Below are 18,550 nucleotides of genomic sequence, written 5' to 3'. Positions count from 1 at the left end.
CCGGCCTTCAACAGCGAAAAGATAACATGACCACCGAGCTTCATCCCGTTCTCAAGTCCGTCACCGATCGCATCATCGCGCGTTCCAAGGCTATGCGCGCCGAATATCTGGCCCGCGTCGAGCGTTACAAGTCGCGTGAGCCGCGCCGCAAGAAGCTGTCCTGCGCCAACTACGCCCACGTCGCCGCCCCGATGACCGAGGCCGACAAGCTGGCTCTGGCGCTCGATAAGGTGCCCAATATCGGTGTGGTCACCGCCTATAACGACATGCTGTCGGCGCACGCCCCCTATTACCGCTATCCGGAAAAGATCCTCGACTATGCCCGTCACGTGGGCGCTACGTCTCAGGTGGCGGGTGGCGTCCCCGCCATGTGCGACGGTGTGACTCAGGGCAAGCCCGGCATGGAGCTGAGCCTCTTTTCGCGCGATGTTATCGCCATGGGCACGGCCATTGCGCTCAGCCACGACGCGTTTGACTCCGCCCTGATGCTCGGTATCTGCGACAAGATCGTGCCGGGTCTGGTCATGGGGGCGCTGGCCTTCGGGCACCTGCCGGTGATCTTCGTGCCGTCGGGTCCCATGCCGTCGGGCCTGCCCAATCCGGAAAAGGCCAAGATTCGCACCGCCTATGCCAAGGGCGAGGTCGGGCGCGACGCGCTGCTGGCCGCCGAAATGGCCTCCTACCATTCCGAAGGCACCTGCACCTTCTACGGCACGGCCAATTCTAACCAGATGCTGATGGAAATCATGGGCCTGCACGTGCCGGGCGCGGCCTTCGTGCCGCCGCGCGGCGAACTGCGTGACGCCCTGACGCGAGCGGCGGTCGAGCGCGCGGCGAAGGCTTCGGCGCTGAGTGATGCCCCCGCCTATATGGCCGATGTGATTGATGAACGTGCCATCGTCAACGGCGTCGTCGGGCTTCTGGCCACCGGCGGTTCGACGAATCACGCCCTGCACCTGCCGGCCATGGCGCGCGCCGCCGGTATTATCCTGAAGCCGGAAGACATGAACGACCTGTCGGGTGTGGTGCCGCTGCTGGCGCGCGTCTATCCCAACGGCTCGGCCGATGTGAACCACTTCCACGCGGCAGGCGGTATCGGCTTCGTCATCAAGGAACTACTGTCGGCCGGTCTGCTGCACGGCGATGTCAACACCGTCTGGGGGCCGGGTCTGGCCGCCTATGGCAAGGAGCCGAGTTTACACGACGGGCAACTGGTGTGGGTCGATGCCCCCGCCGAATCGCTCGACCTCGACATCCTGCGCCCGGTGACCAACCCGTTCTCGCCCGAAGGCGGATTGCGTGAGCTACGCGGCAATCTGGGTGTGGCGGTGACCAAGATTTCGGCGGTCAAGCCGGAACACCGCGTCGTAGAAGGCCCCTGCGCCGTTTTTGACGATCAGGACGATTTTTTGAAAGCCTTCAAGGAAAATAGGCTCCCGGAAGGCGATTTTATTTGCGTTGTGCGCTTCCAGGGGCCAAAAGCCAACGGTATGCCTGAGCTGCACAGCCTGACCCCCTCGCTGTCGGCCATGCTGGATCAGGGCCGCAAGGTGGCCCTCGTCTCGGATGGACGCATGTCGGGGGCCAGTGGTAAGGTGGCTTCGGCCATCCATTTGACCCCAGAAGCCGTCGAAGGCGGACCGATCTCAAAACTACGGTCAGGGGACATTGTGCGCGTGGACTGTGAAAACGGGAACCTGAGCTTCATAGGTGATGAAGCGCAATTGATGGCGCGGGAAAGCGCACCCCGACCGGCGGATGCCGACGGTCTGGGGCGTGAGCTGTTCGCGCCGTTCAGGCGTCTGGTCGGCGAAGCCGTCTCAGGCGGCTCCGTTTTCTGGTAAGGTATAATGACGGCGCTTTTTGACAATCAGACCACGTTTTCAGCCTCGTCACAGGTGTTCAAAGGGCTTGTCGGTGATATCGGCGGGACCAATGCGCGCTTTGCCATTGCCGAACGGGGCGGTGGTCAGACGAAGCTGACGGAGTTCAAGAGCTTCCATACGGATGGCTATAAGGACCTGTACGCCGTCATCGACGACTATTTCGGTGGTTTGAGCGGGCGTCCGGATCTCGATTTTTCGGTCATCGCCGTGGCCGGGCCGGTCAATGACGGGGCCATAAAGTTCACCAATCTCGACTGGCTGGTGACGGAAACCGAGCTGGCGCACCACACCTCGGCGCGAAAGGTGCGCCTGATCAACGACTATGCCGGTCTGGCCTATGCCCTGCCGCATCTTCAGGACGAAGACACGCGCCGCATCGGGCCGGTACGCGAAGGCAAGGGCAATGTGCACGCCGTCATGGGCGCGGGCACCGGCTTCGGCGCGTCTGTACTGGTCGGCGGACCCTACGGACCCTATTGCCTTTCGACCGAAAGCGGCCATGCCTCGTGGGCGCCGGTCAATGATTTCGAGCGTGAAATCCACCGCTTTCTGTCGAAAAAGCACGGGCGGGTGACCATTGAAATGGTGCTGTCCGGCCCCGGTCTGGTCAATCTCTATAAGGCCGTGACAAATGTGCGCGGCGAACCGACGCTCAGCCTGACGCCCGCGCAGATCACGCACCTCGACGGTCCGGATGCGCAGGGCTCGCGCTATACGGTGGAAACCTTCCTCGATATTCTGGCTTCGGTGTCGGGCGACCTCAGCCTGTGCCACGGCGCGACGGCGGGTCTGTTTATCGCCGGCGGTATCGCGCCCAAGCTGGCCAAATATATCGACGAAGCGCGCTTCCGTGCCCGCATGGAGGCCAAGGCCCCGCTGGTGGCCTATGTTGAGGCCATTCCGTCGCGCATCATCACCCACGAATGTGCGGCCCTGATCGGGGCGGCGAACGCCTTGACGGACGCCGAAATCCTCGCTTAGAGCCAAAGCACTTCCCCTGATATCAGGGAGAGGTGGCGCGCAGCGCCGGAGGGGGTTAAACCGTCGGTATTAACCCCACCGTCTTCGACGCCTTTGGCGTCAAATCCACCTCCCCTGAAATCAGGGGAGGGACTAAAAAGGAAATACCAATGACCAAGCCGCTCGACGTTCACACCATCATGACCACGGGGCCCGTCCTGCCGGTGATGGTCATTCCGGATATCGAGATGGCCCTGCCTCTGGCTGACGCCCTGATGGCCGGTGGCATCAAGGTACTGGAAATCACCCTGCGTACCGATTGCGCGCTGGACGCCATCAAACTGATTGCCAAAGAGCGCCCGGACGCGATTGTCGGCGCAGGCACGCTGCTGACGCCCAAGGACGCCGAAAAGGCCGCCGAGGCCGGGGCCAAGTTCGGCGTCTCGCCGGGCCTGACCAAGACTCTGGCCAAGCAGGACTCCCTGCCGCTGCTGCCGGGCGTTTCGACTGCCTCCGAAGTGATGAAGGCGCTGGAATGGGGCTTTGAGCGCCTGAAATTTTTCCCTGCGGTCCCGGCGGGCGGCGTGCCCATGCTGAAGGGCATCGGGGGCCCGCTGCCGCAGGTGAAGTTCTGCCCGACGGGGGGCATTGGCCTCAACAATGCCGCCGATTTTCTGGCGCTGGACAACGTCCTGTGCGTTGGCGGTTCCTGGGTAGCCCCGGAAAAGGCGATGAAGGAAGGTCAGTGGGGCGAAATCTCCAAACTGGCCGCCGAAGCGGTGCAGAAATTTGCAGGCTAAACGCCCCGAACCCCCGGATCAGATATGATCCATAGTGTGCATTGACGGCGCAGTGTCCTTGACAAGAGGGCCTGCGCCGTTCTTCTTTGGTCTGACCAAAAAAGGCAGGAAGGGAATCAGGGGATTGGCCGCGCAGGATAAACACCGCACCGCAGAGATTCGGGCATGAGAACGCCGAAGGACCGGGGTGTGCCGGGGGCCGGCGGGACATCGACCATCAATGATGTGGCGCGGCTGGCGGGGGTGTCGATCAAGACCGTCTCGCGCGTGATGAACAACGAGCCCAATGTGCGCCCCGAAACGCGCCAGAAGGTTCAGGAAGCCGCTACCCTTCTGCATTACCGCCCGAACCTGCTGGCCCGTTCACTGGCCGGGTCACGCAGCTTCCTGATCGGCCTGTTCTACGACAACCCGAACGCCGCCTATATTACCGACATGCAGCGCGGCGTTATCACCCGGGCGCGCGAGCAGGGCTATCACCTGCTGATCGAGCCGCAGGACAGCCACGCCCCGGATCTGGTATCGAAGATTTCCAGCCTTCTGGCCACCATCCGCCTGGATGGCGTTATTTTGACGCCGCCCCTGTGCGATATGGCGGTGGTGCTGCACGCCATCGAGGCGGCGGGCGTGCCCTATGTGCGCGTTTCGCCCTTCCTCAATCCCGGTCGCTCGCCCTGCGTGCGCATGGATGAGACTCAGGCCGCCTATGAGATGACGCGCCACCTGATCGCCATGGGGCACAGGGATATCGGCTTTATCCGCGGCCACCCGGAACACGGCGGCAGCCATCAGCGTTATGAAGGCTTTGTGCGGGCCCTGCGTGAAAGCCAGATTGAGCCGCGCCCGGAATGGGTCAAGCAGGGCTACTTCTCCTACGAATCCGGCGTCGAAGCCGGGCGGTCGCTGTTTGCGGAAAAGACGCGCCCGACGGCGGTCTTTTCGTCCAACGACTATATGGCGTTCGGGGTGATGGCGTCCGCTCAGCAGGCCGGTATCCGCATCCCGGAGGACGTCTCCATCACCGGCTTTGACGACGTGCCGGGCGCCATGCTGGTGTGGCCGCACGTGACGACCATCCGTCAGCCGGTCGAAGCGCTGGCCTATGCCGCCGCCGATATTTTGCTGACGCGTCAGGAAGGGGAAGAGGGCGAACCCGCGCCACAGGCCCCGGATCGCCTGCTGCCCTTTGCCCTGATCGAACGGCAATCGGTGCGCAGGGCGTAAGCCGGTTATTTCTCGGAGGGCGGGACCATGGCCAGTGTGCAGAAGGTGAAAATCGCCTCATACTCCGCCTGAGGCATAAGGCCGACCGAGGCCCGCCTCGCATCGAGCTGGTCCGGATTTTCAACCTCAAAAGCCTTCCATTTTTTGTCGCCTATGCAGCGCCCTTGTGTGCCGTAGCGCTGAGGCCGCTTTTCAGCGACGGCGACCCGGTCATAGAGGTAGGCATAGTTGCCGGGCGAGGTCTCCTTAAGAGGAACCAAAGGCTCAAGCAGGCTCAGTACCTGTTTCTGGAAAGCGACATCGTGATCGGCGTGCTGAACCAGAACCCACGCATTTTTGTCGGCATTGGCACCGTAAACCGATACGCGGAACCACCCGATTCCGCCAGTTGCGATTTCAGCCACATTGTATTGTCGATATCTGCGGCACAGGTGTGGGCATAGATGATCGCACTGAGATAAAGATGTACCGGCTCCGCAGCGCCTTGCGCCCAAAGGCGTTTTTCTGAGGTGATCTGCGCGGAGCGCCGCTCGAACTGATCGCGCGCTACGCGCTGCGCCAGTGTGCGGCCCTTTTCGGTTGGTTCATGCTGACTGGCGGCGATCTGACCGGCCACCGCATCGAAATCGGCCTCTGTCTTTTCCTGCTTTTGCAGCAAGCCCCAGATGCGATCCCAGTCGGCGAGACGCTTTCTGGCATCGTCGCGGTAGAGGGTCCAGGTCGCGCGATCCGAAGCCGACAGGGCCAGCAGGAGGCCGGCGGAAACGGGCGCGTTCCATTGCGGCAGGCGACAGCCGGAAACCACGTCTCCTACCGGTATGTTGGCTTCTGTGTAGGCAAGGGCGGTAAGCGCCGTAAGGACAGCCCCCGTCTGATCGTCGCCAATCTCGGTCTTGAGGCTGTAATAGGTATCGAGATCCTGCGGCGGATGGGCGGCCAGTGCGCGGGCACGCTCTTCGGCCGTTTGGGCCAGTGCGGGCGTTATTACCGGCAGTGCCATCACGCCAATGGCGTAAAGTGTCAGAAAAACCCGTCTCATTGCCCCCCCGATCGTGTCAAGAGGTCAATGAAAATGCCCCTTCATGCCCAGTCTCATCAACTTATGCGTGTGGGGCGGGCTGTTAACAAGCAAAAAAAACCGGCAGACCGGATGAACCGGGCTGCCGGGTATAAGGCCATTGCCACCTGAATAATGCCAAATCCAGATGACGATTTAAAATCCTGCGGGCGCGCGACCGTGAAAAAGGGAAAGAAGCCACGCTCAGCCAGGATTTTAAACTCAGATTCGAACGGTCGGAGGGACCGTTCAAAAAGGAGCACCAACGGGTAACAAAGGATTGCGATAATCTGACAGCGCTGTCAAGTGCGTTTTTGACGAAAGCGACGATAAGCGCGGTCAAAATTCGGCGCTGACGTGAAAAAGCCAAAAAAATCCCCGCAGCGTCAATAATTTAAAGCCGGGGCTTTTTTTGACGCTGCGGGCGATAAAATCGTTTTCACATGCCTTTCCCTTGCGCGCCTAGGTGCCTCGTCGCTTGACGCTCCCTGATAGCGCTGTCATTAAGTGGGGCGGTCAGGCGTGGCGGTTGCACGCTGCCCGACCCGATATACAAATAAGACCGGCAAACGAAACGCCGCGGGAAGAAGGAAGAGAAGACATGCGCAAATCCATGAAGGGCGCGCTGAAAGCCAGCGTGCCCGCAGGCCTTTTGCTGACGGCCCTGGCGACTTCGGGCTGCGTCACCATTATCGAGAGCAAGGGCAAGGCGGAGCCGACACCTGTGGCGGCGACCCCGGCGGAGGTGGCGAAGCCCGCCGCCGTTGAGGTCAACCCCGTGTGGCCGACGACGAAGGATGCGGGTCTGATCGACGCCGATGTCGAAGCGAAGATCGACGCCCTGATGGCCGACATGACGCTGGAGGAAAAGGTCGGTCAGACCGTTCAGGCCGATATTTCGGCCATCAAGCCGGAAGACCTCAAAACATACCCGCTGGGCTCGATTCTGGCCGGTGGCAACTCGGCCCCCGGCGGCAATGAGCGCGCCACGCCGCAACAATGGCTCGATCTGGCCGACGCCTACTGGCGCGCCTCACTGGAATATCCGTCGAAGACGAAGATTCCGCTGCTGTTCGGGATCGACGCCGTGCACGGCCACTCGAACCTCGTCGGGGCGATCATCTTCCCGCACAATGTCGGTCTGGGGGCTACGCGCAACCCGCAACTGATGAAGGATATTGCCCGCGTTACCGCCTATGAAATGTCGCTGGCGGGCGTGGACTGGACCTTTGCGCCGACGGTCGCCGTGTCGCGCGACAAGCGCTGGGGACGCGCCTATGAGTCGTATTCGGAAAACCCCGCCGATGTCGCGGCCTATGCCGGTAAGGTCGTCGAAGGCCTGCAAGGCGACACGGGCGGTGATGAGGGCATAAAGCCCGGACACATCATGGCTTCGGCCAAGCACTTCCTCGGTGACGGCGGCACGCTGAACGGCAAGGATCAGGGCGACGCCCAGATCAGCGAAGAGGAACTGGCCACTATCCACAATGCCGGCTATCCGCCGTCGATCGAAGCCGGGGCCCTGTCGGTCATGGCCTCCTTCTCCTCGTGGAACGGGGAAAAGCTGACCGGCAGCAAATATCTGCTGACCGACGTGCTGAAACACCGCATGGGCTTCAACGGCTTTGTCGTGTCCGACTGGAACGCGCAGGGTCAGGTGCCGGGGTGTACCACCACCTCGTGCCCGCAGGCCTTCAATGCCGGGATCGACATGTTCATGGCCCCGGATTCGTGGAAGGGCATCTATGAGAACACGCTGGCTCAGGTGAAGTCCGGCGAAATCTCCGAAGACCGCCTGAACGACGCCGTGCGCCGCATCCTGCGCGCCAAGATCAAGGGCGGCCTGTTCACGCTGGGCGCGCCCAAGGATCGCCCGATGGCCGGTCACTGGGAAAATCTGGGCAAGGCCGAAAACCGCGCCGTGGCGCGTCAGGCCGTGCGTGAGTCTCTGGTCCTGCTCAAGAACAATGGCTCGCTGCTGCCGCTGAAGGGCGGGGCGACGGTGCTCGTTGCCGGTGACGGGGCCGACAATATCGGCAAGCAGTCGGGCGGCTGGACCATCACCTGGCAGGGGACGGGCAATGCCAATTCCGACTTCCCCAACGGTCAGTCGATCTTCGGCGGCATCAGCGACGCGGTGAAGGCGTCGGGCGGCAAGGCCACCCTGTCGGTCGATGGGACATTCAAGGGCAAGAAGCCGGACGTCGCCATCGTGGTGATCGGCGAAGACCCCTATGCCGAATTCCAGGGCGACCGTCCGAACCTCGACTACCAGTCGGGGGATCGCAAGGATCTGGCCCTGATCAAAAAGCTGAAAAAGGCGGGCATACCGGTCGTTACCGTCTTCCTGTCGGGCCGTCCGATGTGGGTCAACCCGGAAATCAACGCCTCTGACGCCTTTGTGGCGGCCTTCCTGCCGGGCAGCGAAGGCGGCGGCGTGGCCGATGTGTTGATCGGCGACAAGGCGGGCAAGGCGCGCAACGATTTCAAGGGCAAGCTCAGCTTCTCGTGGCCGAAGTTCGCCAATCAGCAGCCACTCAACCTCAACACGCCGGGCTATGACCCGCTGTTTGCCTATGGCTACGGCCTGACCTATGCCGACAAGGGTGATCTTCTGCCGCTGTCCGAAGACTCCGGTCTGAAAGACGCCGGCGTGGTCAATGTCGATACCTACTTCAATGCCGGCCGCGTGCGGGCACCGTGGAAGTTCTACCTCGCCGACGCCGATGGCGCGGTGGCGGGTGATCACGGCACGATCAAGTCGCCGAAGGGCGTGGTCACTCAGGCCACGGTCGATGCCGGGGCTCAGGAAAACGGCCGCCTGCTGACCTTTACGGGTCAGGGCAAGGGCGAGGCCTATTTTGCCAGCGACGTGGTTGACCTCAGCCGTCAATCGACCGGCGAGCTGGCCATCTCCATCACCTACAAGCTTGATGCCGCCCCGACCGGTCCGGTGCTGCTGGCGCTGGGGCGTGACCGCTTCGTCTTCCAGGAAATGAATGTGGCCAGCCTGCTGAAGGCCGACGGTCAGTTCCATACGCTGAAGGTCAAGCTGAACTGCTTCGCCGCTATCGGTCAGAACATGGCCCAGATCGGTATGCCGTTTGCGCTCCGTTCGGAAAAGCCGCTGAAACTGACCTATACGGCGGTCAAGCTGGCCTCCAACGAAGGCGATGCGGTCTGCCCGAAATAGGCGACTCTTGGCCTCAACCCACAAGGCGCGGTGGAGCCTCTCCACCGCGCCTTTTTTATGATCTGAGCCCGGATCGGATTCCATTTGCCAGAGGCCGTGGGTCGCGTTAGCTTTTCGCATTTGCGAAGGGGTGACGTATGCGGTTTTGGATCCTCTGTCTGGCGATGGTGATGAGCGTAATGATGACGATGACGGCGCAGGCGGCGGCCTATCTGGATAAAACCCCGCGCATCGGCGTCATCTCGGCCTTTGAGCCGGAATGGCAGGCCCTGATAGGGCGACTGAAAGACGCCCAAAGCTACAGCCTCAACGGCATGAAATTCGTCACCGGCACGCTGGAGGACAAGCCTGTTGTGCTGACCATGTCGAGCATGTCGATGGTCAATGCGGCGATGAATACGCAGCTCCTTATTGACCGCTTCCACGTCGAGCGCATCGTCTTTTCGGGCATAGCCGGGGGCATTGACCCGTCCCTGAAGATCGGCGATGTGGTCGTCCCGGCGCGCTGGGCGCAGTCGCTGGAAACCATTATGGGGCGCAAGACCGCCACGGGCTTCGTCAAGCCGGACTGGCTGACCTGGGCACCGGATGGCATGGAAGCCTATGGCATGATCATCCCCAATTCGGTGGTGGTGGGCAGCGCCAAACACGCGCCCGCGCCGAAGGTGTGGTTTGAGGCCGATCCGGCCATGCTGGCGGTCGCCGCTAAACTTGAGCAGACGGAACTGGCCCACTGTACGGCGGACGGGCGCTGCCTTGATCACAGGCCGCAACTGCATGTGGGCGGGGACGCGGTATCGTCGCCGGCCTTTGTCGATAATGCCGATTACCGCGACTATCTGCACCGGGCCTTCAATGCCCGCGTGGCGGATATGGAAAGCGCAGCCGTGGGGCAGGTGGCCTTTGCCAATGATGTGCCGTTCATCGTCTTCCGCAGTCTGTCCGATCTGGCGGGCGGTGACGAACACGCCAATCAGATGGCGACCTTCATGGCACTGGCCTCGGAAAATTCAGCAACAGTCGTGTGCCGGTTTATCCGGGCCTTGCCGGCACAATAAGGGCCGAAAGGTGCGCTTGCGTCTTCATACCTCCCCAGCGTGCTGGGGAGGGGGACCGCACGAAACGGCGCAGCCGTTGAGATGCGGTGGTGGGGTTAAAGCGGCGGGTTTTAACCCCACCGTCTTTGACGCCTAAGCGGCGTCAAATCCACCTCCCCTGAAATCAGGGGAGGAACTTAGAGCGGATTTCGTTAGGGCTGAATCGAAATTCCGCTCTAAGATTTTGTTTTGTCGCGCATTTGATTCCGAAAACCGTGGCACACTTTTCGGAATGCGCTCTATGGAGTGGGGACGATATGGGCTTTCTCGACAGATATTTTGGCCTGAGCGCACAGGGCACCACGGTGCGGACCGAGGTGATGGCCGGTTTCACCACCTTCCTGACCATGGCCTATATCGTGCTGGTCAATCCGGCCATCCTGTCGCAGACGGGGATGCCGCTGGCGGCGGTGGCGGCGGCGACCTGCGCATCGGCGGCCTTTGCCTCTATCCTGATGGGGCTGGTGGCCAACTATCCGCTGGCCATGGCACCCGGCATGGGGCTCAACGCCTATTTTACCTTCACCGTGGTCAAGGGGATGGGGCTGCCGTGGCAGACAGCGCTGGGCTGCGTCTTTCTGTCGGGGGTGTGCTTTCTGTTGCTGACGCTCGGCGGGGTGCGTCAGATGATCGTCAACGCCATCCCCAAGCCCCTGTTCGCCGCCGTAGCGGGCGGGATCGGCCTGTTTATCGCCTTTATCGGCCTGAAAGAGGCAGGCATCATCGTCGCCAGTCCGGCCACCACCGTGGCGCTGGGTGACCTCAAAACACCGGCCTCGGCGCTGGCCTTGCTGGGGCTGCTGATTATCGCCGTCCTGAGCGCCTGGCGCATTAAGGGCGCGGTGCTGATCGGCATACTGGCGACCACCGGAGCGGCGTGGGGTCTGGGGCAGGTGACCTATCAGCCCACGCCCTATGACCTCAAGGCGCTGACGGCGACGGCCTTTGCACTGGATATTCCGGCGGCGCTCGATATTGGCAAGACGGGCTTCGGCATCCTTGAAATCGTCTTCGTGTTTCTGTTTGTCGATCTGTTCGACAATGTCGGCACGCTGGTCGGCGTCTCCAAGCGCGCCGGGCTGATGCAGCCGGACGGCAGCATCCCGCGCCTCAACAGGATCCTGTTCACCGACTCGATCGCCTCGATGGCCGGCGCGGTAATGGGCACCTCGACCGTCACCAGCTATATCGAAAGCGCGGCGGGTGTGGCCGAAGGCGGCCGCACGGGCCTGACGGCGGTGGTGACGGGGTTGCTGTTCCTCGTGGCGCTGTTCTTCGCCCCCTATGCGCAGTTTATCCCTGCGGCGGCCACCGCTCCGGCCCTGATCATCGTCGGCGCGCTGATGATGGCCCCGCTGAGAGAGATCGACTGGGAAGACGCGGTTATCGCCGTCCCGGCCTTCCTGATTCTGATCGGGATTCCCCTGACCTTTTCCATCGCCAACGGGCTGGCCTTCGGCATCACGGCCTATGCGGTGATCAAGCTGCTGCGCGGTCAGGCGCGGCCTGGCGACTGGCTATTACTGGTGCTGGCCGGGCTGTTTGTGGCGCGCTTTATCTGGTTGAGTGCCGCTTAGGGGTTTGAAGTCCCCGTCTTGTCCACGCGATTGGCGTCATAGGCCGCATCCGGACCTTTGGCGGTTGGGCTGTCGCGGTTGGTGGCCGTAAAGGCGACGACAAATCCGATCAGGACGATCACAAGGGCGATAATGCCCCACGGCAGACGACGGCGCGGCAGGTTGCCGGGGCCTTCGGGGCCGCTGCGGGTCAGCGCGTCGCCGCGCGCGTGCAACGGGTCTTCGGAATGGGTCATGACAGGGCTCCTGTACAAAGACTCTCAGCATGCGCCCTGCGACGGAAAACCACAGTGCAAAAAGCCCGCTCGTTTGTAAGAATGCCCTATCGACGATCTGTGTTGCGTTGCATTCACAAACCCCATTGCGTTTGTAACTTTTGTTGAAGAGGCTTGCCGCTTAAGGCCTTGCGTTTTGCTGCATCGCAAACTAAACTGGAGATGTTCAGCGCGCTGCGCTGATTGCCCTTCCTGGGCGTTTCCTCCCTGTAAACTTTTAAGCCGCGCCGCAATGCGCGGCTTTTTTTTGCCCTGAGTTCGGCCAGTCTCAAAGACGCGCTCAGATGGGAATGATTTTAGATAGAAGACAAGCTCTCATAGCGCCTCCCCTGAAATCAGGGGAGGTGCTTGGCGATTACATCAAAAGGCATTCCGTTACTTCTTAGGGGGCAAATCGAAATTCAGCGTCTTGCAGCCATTGCACGACGCGCAGCCGGAGTCGCACCCCGCGGCCGGTTTGGCCGCGGGCTTGAGCCCCAGTCGGCGGGCCACGGCCTCAGTGGTTCTGGGAAACAAACGGCGCGCCATCATGGCGGCAGCCACGGCCACAATGGCGGCGACGATCAGGGTCTGGATCAGGTCGTAGCTCATCCCGCCACCAGCTTCGTTACGCTATAGGTCAGGAACGAGGCCAGATAGGCCAGAGCGAACAGGTAACCGGCCGTAATCCCGACGAACTTCCACGAATTGGTTTCGCGGCGAATGACGGCAAGCGTCGAAAGGCACTGCGGCGCAAAGATGTACCAGGCGAGAAGCGAGAAGCCGGTGGCCAGCGACCATTGCGCGGCTACCGTGGCCTGCAACTGATTGGCCACGGCGTCTTCGGAGCCCGAAATGGCATAGACCGTCCCCAGTGCCGACACGGCCACTTCGCGGGCGGCCATGCCGGGGATCAGGGCGATACAGATTTCCCACGTGAAGCCGATGGGGCGGAAGATCGGCTCGATGGCGTGGCCGATCATACCGGCGAAGGAATAGTCGATGGCCGGCTGCGTGGCATTGGCAGGCGGGCGCGGGAAGGTGGCCAGCACCCACAACAGCGTGTTGGCGGCGAAGATGACGCCGGTGATTCTGCGCATGAAAATGCCCGCACGCTCCCACAGGCCCAGCGCCAGATTGCGCGGATTGGGCAGGCGGTAGGAGGGCAGTTCCATCAGCAGCATGGCCGGGCTCTTGTCCGTGCGCAACAGCTTCATCACCCAGGCGACGATCAGGGCCGACAGGATACCGGCGATGTAAAGGCCGAACAGCACAAGGCCCTGAAAGCTGAGGACGCCCCACACCTGACGCTCAGGTATGAAGGCGGCGATCAGCAGGGCATAGACGGGCAGGCGCGCCGAACAGGTCATCAGCGGCGCGATCATGATGGTGGTCAGGCGGTCGCGGATGTCGTGGATCGAGCGCGTGGCCATCACGCCCGGAATGGCGCAGGCAAACGACGACAAAAGCGGGATAAAGGCCCGCCCGGTCAGGCCCGCCCGCGCCATCAGCGTGTCGAGCAGGAAGGCGGCGCGCGGCAGGTAGCCCGACTCTTCGAGCACCAGAATAAAGAAGAACAGGATCAGGATCTGCGGCAGGAAGACCAGCACCGAACCCACCCCGCTGATCATGGCGTCGGCGATAAAGCTCTGCAACAGGCCTTCGGGCATGTGGGTACGCACCATGTCGGCGGCCCAGCCGAACAGGCCCTCGATCCCGTCCATCAGCGGCGTCGCCCAGGCGAAGACCGCCTGAAACACCACGAACATCAACAGGGCGAGGATGGGCAGGCCAAACACCGGATTGAGCAGGACGCCATCCAGCTGATCGTCGATCTTCGCCGTAAAGCTCGGCATGGTGACGGCGGCATTGAGAATATCGCGCACCTCAAGGTGCACGTCGCGCTCGGTCCCGGCGATCTTCGGGGCCTCGATCGACTGCGTGTCGATGTATTCGATCAGGTGTTTGGCACCGCCCCCGGCAATGGCCACGGTCTGGATGACCGGAATGCCCAGCCGGGCCTGAAGCCGGTCCTGATCAATATGGATGCCGCGCTTGTGCGCCGCGTCCATCATGTTGAGCGCCAGCACCATCGGGCGGCCCAGCTTGCGGATTTCCAGCACAAAGCGCAGGTTGAGGCGCAGATTGGTCGCATCGGCCACGCAGACGATCACGTCGGGCGCGCCCACTTCGGCCACCTTGCCCATACAGACGTCGCGGGTGATGATCTCGTCGGGGCCCAGCGCATCGAGGCTGTAGGCACCGGGCAGGTCCAGCACCTTGATCGTGCGGCCGGACGGGGCGGTAAAGCTGCCTTCCTTGCGCTCGACCGTCACACCGGCGAAGTTGGCGACCTTCTGGCGCGCGCCGGTGAGCTGGTTGAACAGGGCGGTCTTGCCGCAATTGGGATTACCCACGAGCGCGATCAGCAGTCCGGACATCTCAGCACGCGCTCCTTACGCTGTACGCACCTGAACCCGGTCGGCTTCGGCGCGGCGCAGCGCGAAACGGGTAAAGCCAATCTGGATCAGCAGGGGTTCGGCCCCGAACGGGCCTTTGGCCACGACCTTTACCGGCTCATCGGCGACGAAGCCCAGTTCGCGCAACCGACGGCCGACGCGGTCATCGGCACCGAGATCGGCGACATCGACGACGATGGCGGCGCTATGCAGAGGCAGATCGCTGAGTTTCATATCGGGGACGCGGGTCAAACTTGCAAGTGAGAATGATTATAAAGTGGCTCTTACGCAATTGAAACCGTCCTGACAACGGTTTTGTCCGGGCATGTGATCTCAGGCGTCAGGTAAACGGTTTCAGATGCAATAAAAACAAGCGACTGCGCGGCCTGCGGCGGATGGCTGCACCCTTTACGAACGCCGTCTCAGTGTTTAGGAAGCGCCTGTATCGCGGAGTTTGTTATGAATATCGACGCCTTCCCTCAGCTTGAAATCGTGCCGGTCACGGGGCCGATCACCGGGGCCGTGGTGGTGCCGGGCTCGAAATCCCTGACCAACCGCGCCTTTCTGGTGGCGGCCTTGGCTAGGGGGGAAAGCACGCTGTCGGGGGTGCTGACCAGCGACGATACGGTGCATATGGCGACCGCCCTAAAGCAGATGGGGGTTGAGATCGAGGCGGTCGATGCCACCACGGTCAGGCTGCGCTCGTCGGGCAAGCTGAAAGCGCCGGCTGAGCCGTTGTTTCTCGGCAATGCGGGTACGGCGACGCGCTTTCTGACGGCGGCGGTGGCGCTGGCCGACGGGGCGGTGGTGATCGACGGCGACGCGCACATGCGCAAACGGCCTATCCTGCCGCTGGTCGAGGCCCTGACGCGGCTGGGGGTCGAGGTGTCGGCCCCGACCGGCTGTCCGCCGGTGACGGTGATGGCGCGCGGCGGCTTTTCTGGCGATGTCGTAGACATCGACGCGGGATTGTCGAGCCAGTACGTGTCGGCGCTTCTGATGCTGGCGGCCTGCGGCGAGACCGCGGTTGAGGTGCGGCTGCGTGGCGATCACGGCATCGGCGGGCGCGGCTATATCGACCTCACGCTCGGTGTCATGCAGGCCTTTGGCGCGAACGTCTCACAGCCGTCTGACGGCGTGTGGCGCGTGGAACCCACCGGCTATGTGGCGGCAGACTATCCTGTCGAACCCGACGCTTCCTCCTGCACCTATCTGTGGGCGGCCGAGGTGCTGACCGGTGGCCAGATCGACTTTCAGATGGACACGGCGGCCCTGACCCAGCCGGACGCCAGGGCGCGCGACGTCATCATGAGCTGGCCGCACATGCCCGCCGTCATCGACGGCTCGCAGATGCAGGACGCCGTGCCGACGCTGGCCGTGCTGGCGGCGTTTAACCAGACGCCGGTGCGCTTTGTCGGCATCAGTAATCTGCGGGTCAAGGAATGCGACCGGGTGAGCGCCGTGTGCGACGGGCTGAACGCGCTGCGCGCCGGGCTGGCCCACGAAGAGGGCGACGACCTGATCGTCCATGCCGATCCGGCGCTGATCGGGGCGACGACAAAAGCGGTGATCGACACGCACAATGACCACCGCATCGCCATGTGCTTTTCGCTTGCTGGGCTGATGATGTCGGGCGTGGTGATCGACAATCCGAAATGCGTGTCCAAGACCTTCCCGACCTATTGGGACGTGCTGGAAAGCCTTGGCGTGGGGTTGAAGCATCCGTAGGCTTTAGCCACCAAAAACACGAAAAGTCACGAACACTGCGCGTGTAGAAACGGCTTTGCCCGCAGGGCCATTTTCCGTCTGTGACACACACAATAATCAGACGCTTCGCGCTTAGACTGCGCGCAATGAAGTTCGTGTCTTTTCGTGTTTTTCGTGGCTAAATTTTTCTTCCCATGCCAGCATGACCCCATGCAAACCCTTCGTCGTCTTCTGCTGATCGCCCTTGCGCTGTTTACCGTGCCGGCTTTGGCACGGGCGGAAGAGGTGCGCGTCGCCGTCGCCGCCAACTTCACCGACACAGCAAAACTGATCGCCAGCGCCTTTGAAAAGAAGACCGGCCACACCGTCACCCAGAGCTTCGGGGCGTCGGGTCAGTTTTATGCGCAGATCAAGAACGGTGCGCCCTTTGATGTCTTCCTCAGCGCCGATGCCGAACGCCCATTGCGCCTTGAGGCCGAGGGGCTGACGGTCAAGGGGACGCGCTTTGTCTATGCCTATGGCAAGCTGGTCCTGTGGAGCGCCGATACCCGCGTGGACGCCAAGGGCGCGGTCCTCAGCAAGGGCGCGTTTGACAAGCTGGCCATTGCCGACCCGGCGGCGGCCCCCTATGGCGTGGCGGCGGTCGAGACCCTGACCCGGCTGGGCCTCTATGACCGCCTGCAAGCGAAGATCGTCAAGGGCGGCAATATCGCCCAGACCTATACCTTCGTGGCCACGGGGGCGGCGGAACTGGGCTTCGTCGCCCTGTCGCAGGTGCAGGGCAAGGGCGGATCGTCGTGGCGGGTGCCGGCCCACCTCTATACGCCCATTGATCAGCAGGCCGTGCTGCTGAACACCGGCGCGAGCAATCCCGCCGCCAGGGCCTATATGGCCTTTCTGCGCTCGCCGGAAGCGGTGAAGATCATCTGTTCGCACGGTTACGAGGTCCGCTGAATCCATGTGGGAGGCCATCCGCGTCACCTTGCTGCTGGCCGCCGTGACCACACCTCTGTTGCTGCTGCTGGCGACGCCGCTGGCGTGGTGGCTGGCCAAAGGGGCGGGGTGGGTGCGCGATACGGTGGCCGCCGTAGTGGCCCTGCCCATCGTCCTGCCGCCAACGGTGCTGGGCTTTTACCTGCTGATCGCCCTGGGGCCGCACAGCCCGCTGATGGCGCTGTTGCAGCCGTTTGGCGTCCGGACACTGGCCTTTACCTTTACCGGTCTGGTCATCGGCTCACTGGTCTATTCGCTGCCCTTTGCCGTGCAGCCCATACGCAATGCGTTTGAGGCCATGGGGCCGCGTCCGCTGGAGGTGGCCGCCACCTTGCGCGCCTCGCCCTGGGACGCCTTCTGGTCAGTCGCCCTGCCGCAAGCACGGCGCGGCTATGTGACGGCGGCGCTGCTGGTCTTTGCGCACACCATCGGTGAATTCGGCGTGGTGCTGATGATCGGCGGGGCCATTCCGGGGCAGACAGAGGTCGTTTCCATCCGCATCTTTCAGGCGGTGGAACAGCTCAACTTTGCCGAAGCGCATCTGATCTCCGGCGGCCTGCTGGCCTTCTCGTTCGTGGCCCTGATGATCATGCTGGTCATCGACCGGCGCTTTGGCGCGCGCTCGGCGGGGATCAGGCCATGATTCAGGTCGATCTGAGTGGTATGGTTGGTGATCTGGCGCTGTCGGTGCGTTTTGAGGCCGGGGCAGGGCTGACGGCGCTGATGGGGCCGTCCGGGTCCGGCAAGACGACGCTGCTGCGCGCTATTGCCGGGCTGGAGCGCCTGAGCGGGCGGGTGCAGGTCGGCGACGCCGTCTGGCAGGCGGAGGACCGTTTTGTGCCCGTGCAAAAACGCGCCGTCGGCTATGTGTTTCAGGAGCCCTCACTGTTCAGCCACCTGTCGGTCGAAGGCAATCTCGATTTTGCGCTCAGGCGCAGTCCGAAAACCGTCGATAAAGGCGCGATTGTCGATCTGCTGCGTATCGGTGCCTTGCTGCCGCGTCAGGTGGCGCGGCTATCGGGCGGGGAGCGTCAGCGCGTGGCCATGGCGCGGGCGCTACTGTCCGGGCCGGATCTGCTGCTGATGGATGAGCCGCTGTCGAGCCTCGATCAGGCCGCACGGGCCGAAATCCTGCCGCTGATCCGCGATGTGGCTGAGAGCGTGCCGGTGCTCTATGTCAGCCACGACCCGCTGGAGGTGGCGCGCCTCACGCAGCGGGTTCTCTACCTCCATAACGGACGCCTGAGCGAGCGCGCGGCGGTGACGCTGGACGGGTTGTCTCAGGCCGAAATCGAGGCGCTGGCGCTCAAGGCCTTGGGGTCATAATCTACACCTCCCCAACA

General features: G+C 62.6%; 18 protein-coding genes. 11 read left to right on the top strand and 7 right to left on the bottom strand.

All coding sequences use genetic code 11. From position 1 onward, the window contains the following. Window positions 1-26 precede the first annotated feature (26 nt). The 4 genes from edd to PQU94_RS16280 all read left to right on the top strand — a co-directional run bounded on the left by edd (window position 27) and on the right by PQU94_RS16280 (window position 4,870). On the top strand, window positions 27-1,844 hold the full coding sequence (edd, locus tag PQU94_RS16295) for a phosphogluconate dehydratase (protein WP_272742491.1): 1,818 nt from the start codon (window positions 27-29) through the stop codon (window positions 1,842-1,844). A 6-nt stretch (window positions 1,845-1,850) separates the two neighbouring features. Beyond that, complete coding sequence (locus tag PQU94_RS16290) at window positions 1,851-2,867, top strand: glucokinase (RefSeq protein ID WP_272742490.1); 1,017 nt, start codon at window positions 1,851-1,853, stop codon at window positions 2,865-2,867. Between the two features lie 149 nt (window positions 2,868-3,016). After that, window positions 3,017-3,646, top strand: coding sequence for a bifunctional 4-hydroxy-2-oxoglutarate aldolase/2-dehydro-3-deoxy-phosphogluconate aldolase (eda, locus tag PQU94_RS16285; protein WP_126421265.1), 630 nt, complete (start codon window positions 3,017-3,019; stop codon window positions 3,644-3,646). Between the two features lie 165 nt (window positions 3,647-3,811). Then, window positions 3,812-4,870 carry a LacI family DNA-binding transcriptional regulator gene (locus PQU94_RS16280; protein ID WP_272742489.1) on the top strand — a complete coding sequence of 353 codons (1,059 nt, stop codon included), beginning with the start codon at window positions 3,812-3,814 and terminating at the stop codon, window positions 4,868-4,870. A gap of 5 nt (window positions 4,871-4,875) precedes the next feature. Here PQU94_RS16280 and PQU94_RS16275 read toward each other — a convergent pair whose 3' ends face one another. Beyond that, a complete protein-coding gene (locus PQU94_RS16275) occupies window positions 4,876-5,193 on the bottom strand; it encodes a DUF6624 domain-containing protein (protein ID WP_338735724.1) in 318 nt (105 codons plus the stop codon). Then, window positions 5,145-5,909, bottom strand: coding sequence for a hypothetical protein (locus tag PQU94_RS16270; protein ID WP_272742487.1), 765 nt, complete (start codon window positions 5,907-5,909; stop codon window positions 5,145-5,147). The genes PQU94_RS16275 and PQU94_RS16270 overlap by 49 nt, the downstream gene beginning before the upstream one ends. 619 nt (window positions 5,910-6,528) lie before the next feature. On the opposite strand from PQU94_RS16270, the gene PQU94_RS16265 reads away from it, so the two are divergent. The 3 genes from PQU94_RS16265 to PQU94_RS16255 all read left to right on the top strand — a co-directional run bounded on the left by PQU94_RS16265 (window position 6,529) and on the right by PQU94_RS16255 (window position 11,794). Further along, the gene (locus PQU94_RS16265; protein WP_272742486.1) at window positions 6,529-9,120 is read left to right on the top strand and encodes a glycoside hydrolase family 3 protein; all 2,592 of its coding nucleotides are present in this window, start codon (window positions 6,529-6,531) and stop codon (window positions 9,118-9,120) included. A 137-nt stretch (window positions 9,121-9,257) separates the two neighbouring features. Then, window positions 9,258-10,178 carry a 5'-methylthioadenosine/S-adenosylhomocysteine nucleosidase gene (locus tag PQU94_RS16260; protein WP_272742485.1) on the top strand — a complete coding sequence of 307 codons (921 nt, stop codon included), beginning with the start codon at window positions 9,258-9,260 and terminating at the stop codon, window positions 10,176-10,178. Window positions 10,179-10,474: 296 nt separating this feature from the next. After that, the gene (locus PQU94_RS16255) at window positions 10,475-11,794 is read left to right on the top strand and encodes an NCS2 family permease (protein WP_272742484.1); all 1,320 of its coding nucleotides are present in this window, start codon (window positions 10,475-10,477) and stop codon (window positions 11,792-11,794) included. Here PQU94_RS16255 and PQU94_RS16250 read toward each other — a convergent pair. From PQU94_RS16250 to PQU94_RS16230, 5 genes are all read right to left on the bottom strand, one after another. After that, window positions 11,791-12,030 (bottom strand): hypothetical protein, encoded by a 240-nt coding sequence (locus PQU94_RS16250; protein WP_272742483.1) that lies wholly within the window; start codon window positions 12,028-12,030, stop codon window positions 11,791-11,793. The genes PQU94_RS16255 and PQU94_RS16250 overlap by 4 nt on opposite strands. 113 nt (window positions 12,031-12,143) lie before the next feature. Then, window positions 12,144-12,341, bottom strand: coding sequence for a hypothetical protein (locus tag PQU94_RS16245; protein ID WP_272742482.1), 198 nt, complete (start codon window positions 12,339-12,341; stop codon window positions 12,144-12,146). Between the two features lie 103 nt (window positions 12,342-12,444). Beyond that, window positions 12,445-12,660 carry a DUF6587 family protein gene (locus tag PQU94_RS16240; protein WP_272742481.1) on the bottom strand — a complete coding sequence of 72 codons (216 nt, stop codon included), beginning with the start codon at window positions 12,658-12,660 and terminating at the stop codon, window positions 12,445-12,447. Beyond that, a complete protein-coding gene (feoB, locus tag PQU94_RS16235) occupies window positions 12,657-14,489 on the bottom strand; it encodes a ferrous iron transporter B (RefSeq protein WP_272742480.1) in 1,833 nt (610 codons plus the stop codon). Before feoB ends, PQU94_RS16240 begins: the two co-directional genes overlap by 4 nt. Before the next feature lie 15 nt (window positions 14,490-14,504). Continuing rightward, the gene (locus PQU94_RS16230; protein WP_013479430.1) at window positions 14,505-14,741 is read right to left on the bottom strand and encodes a FeoA family protein; all 237 of its coding nucleotides are present in this window, start codon (window positions 14,739-14,741) and stop codon (window positions 14,505-14,507) included. A gap of 225 nt (window positions 14,742-14,966) precedes the next feature. Here PQU94_RS16230 and PQU94_RS16225 point away from each other — a divergent pair, with 225 nt between their 5' ends. The 4 genes from PQU94_RS16225 to PQU94_RS16210 all read left to right on the top strand — a co-directional run bounded on the left by PQU94_RS16225 (window position 14,967) and on the right by PQU94_RS16210 (window position 18,533). Continuing rightward, on the top strand, window positions 14,967-16,235 hold the full coding sequence (locus tag PQU94_RS16225; RefSeq protein ID WP_272742479.1) for a 3-phosphoshikimate 1-carboxyvinyltransferase: 1,269 nt from the start codon (window positions 14,967-14,969) through the stop codon (window positions 16,233-16,235). Window positions 16,236-16,424: 189 nt separating this feature from the next. Continuing rightward, entirely contained in the window at window positions 16,425-17,168 is a 744-nt protein-coding gene (modA, locus tag PQU94_RS16220) for a molybdate ABC transporter substrate-binding protein (protein ID WP_272742478.1), read from the top strand. A gap of 4 nt (window positions 17,169-17,172) precedes the next feature. Beyond that, complete coding sequence (modB, locus tag PQU94_RS16215; protein WP_272742477.1) at window positions 17,173-17,850, top strand: molybdate ABC transporter permease subunit; 678 nt, start codon at window positions 17,173-17,175, stop codon at window positions 17,848-17,850. After that, window positions 17,847-18,533 (top strand): ATP-binding cassette domain-containing protein, encoded by a 687-nt coding sequence (locus tag PQU94_RS16210; RefSeq protein ID WP_272742476.1) that lies wholly within the window; start codon window positions 17,847-17,849, stop codon window positions 18,531-18,533. Before modB ends, PQU94_RS16210 begins: the two co-directional genes overlap by 4 nt. Window positions 18,534-18,550: the final 17 nt, after the last annotated feature.

The organism is Asticcacaulis currens (genome assembly GCF_028550395.1).
Classification (GTDB): Bacteria; Pseudomonadota; Alphaproteobacteria; order Caulobacterales; family Caulobacteraceae; genus Asticcacaulis; species Asticcacaulis currens.
Note: the sequence above shows the minus strand (reverse complement) of the source record. Positions and strands in the feature narration are given on the sequence as shown.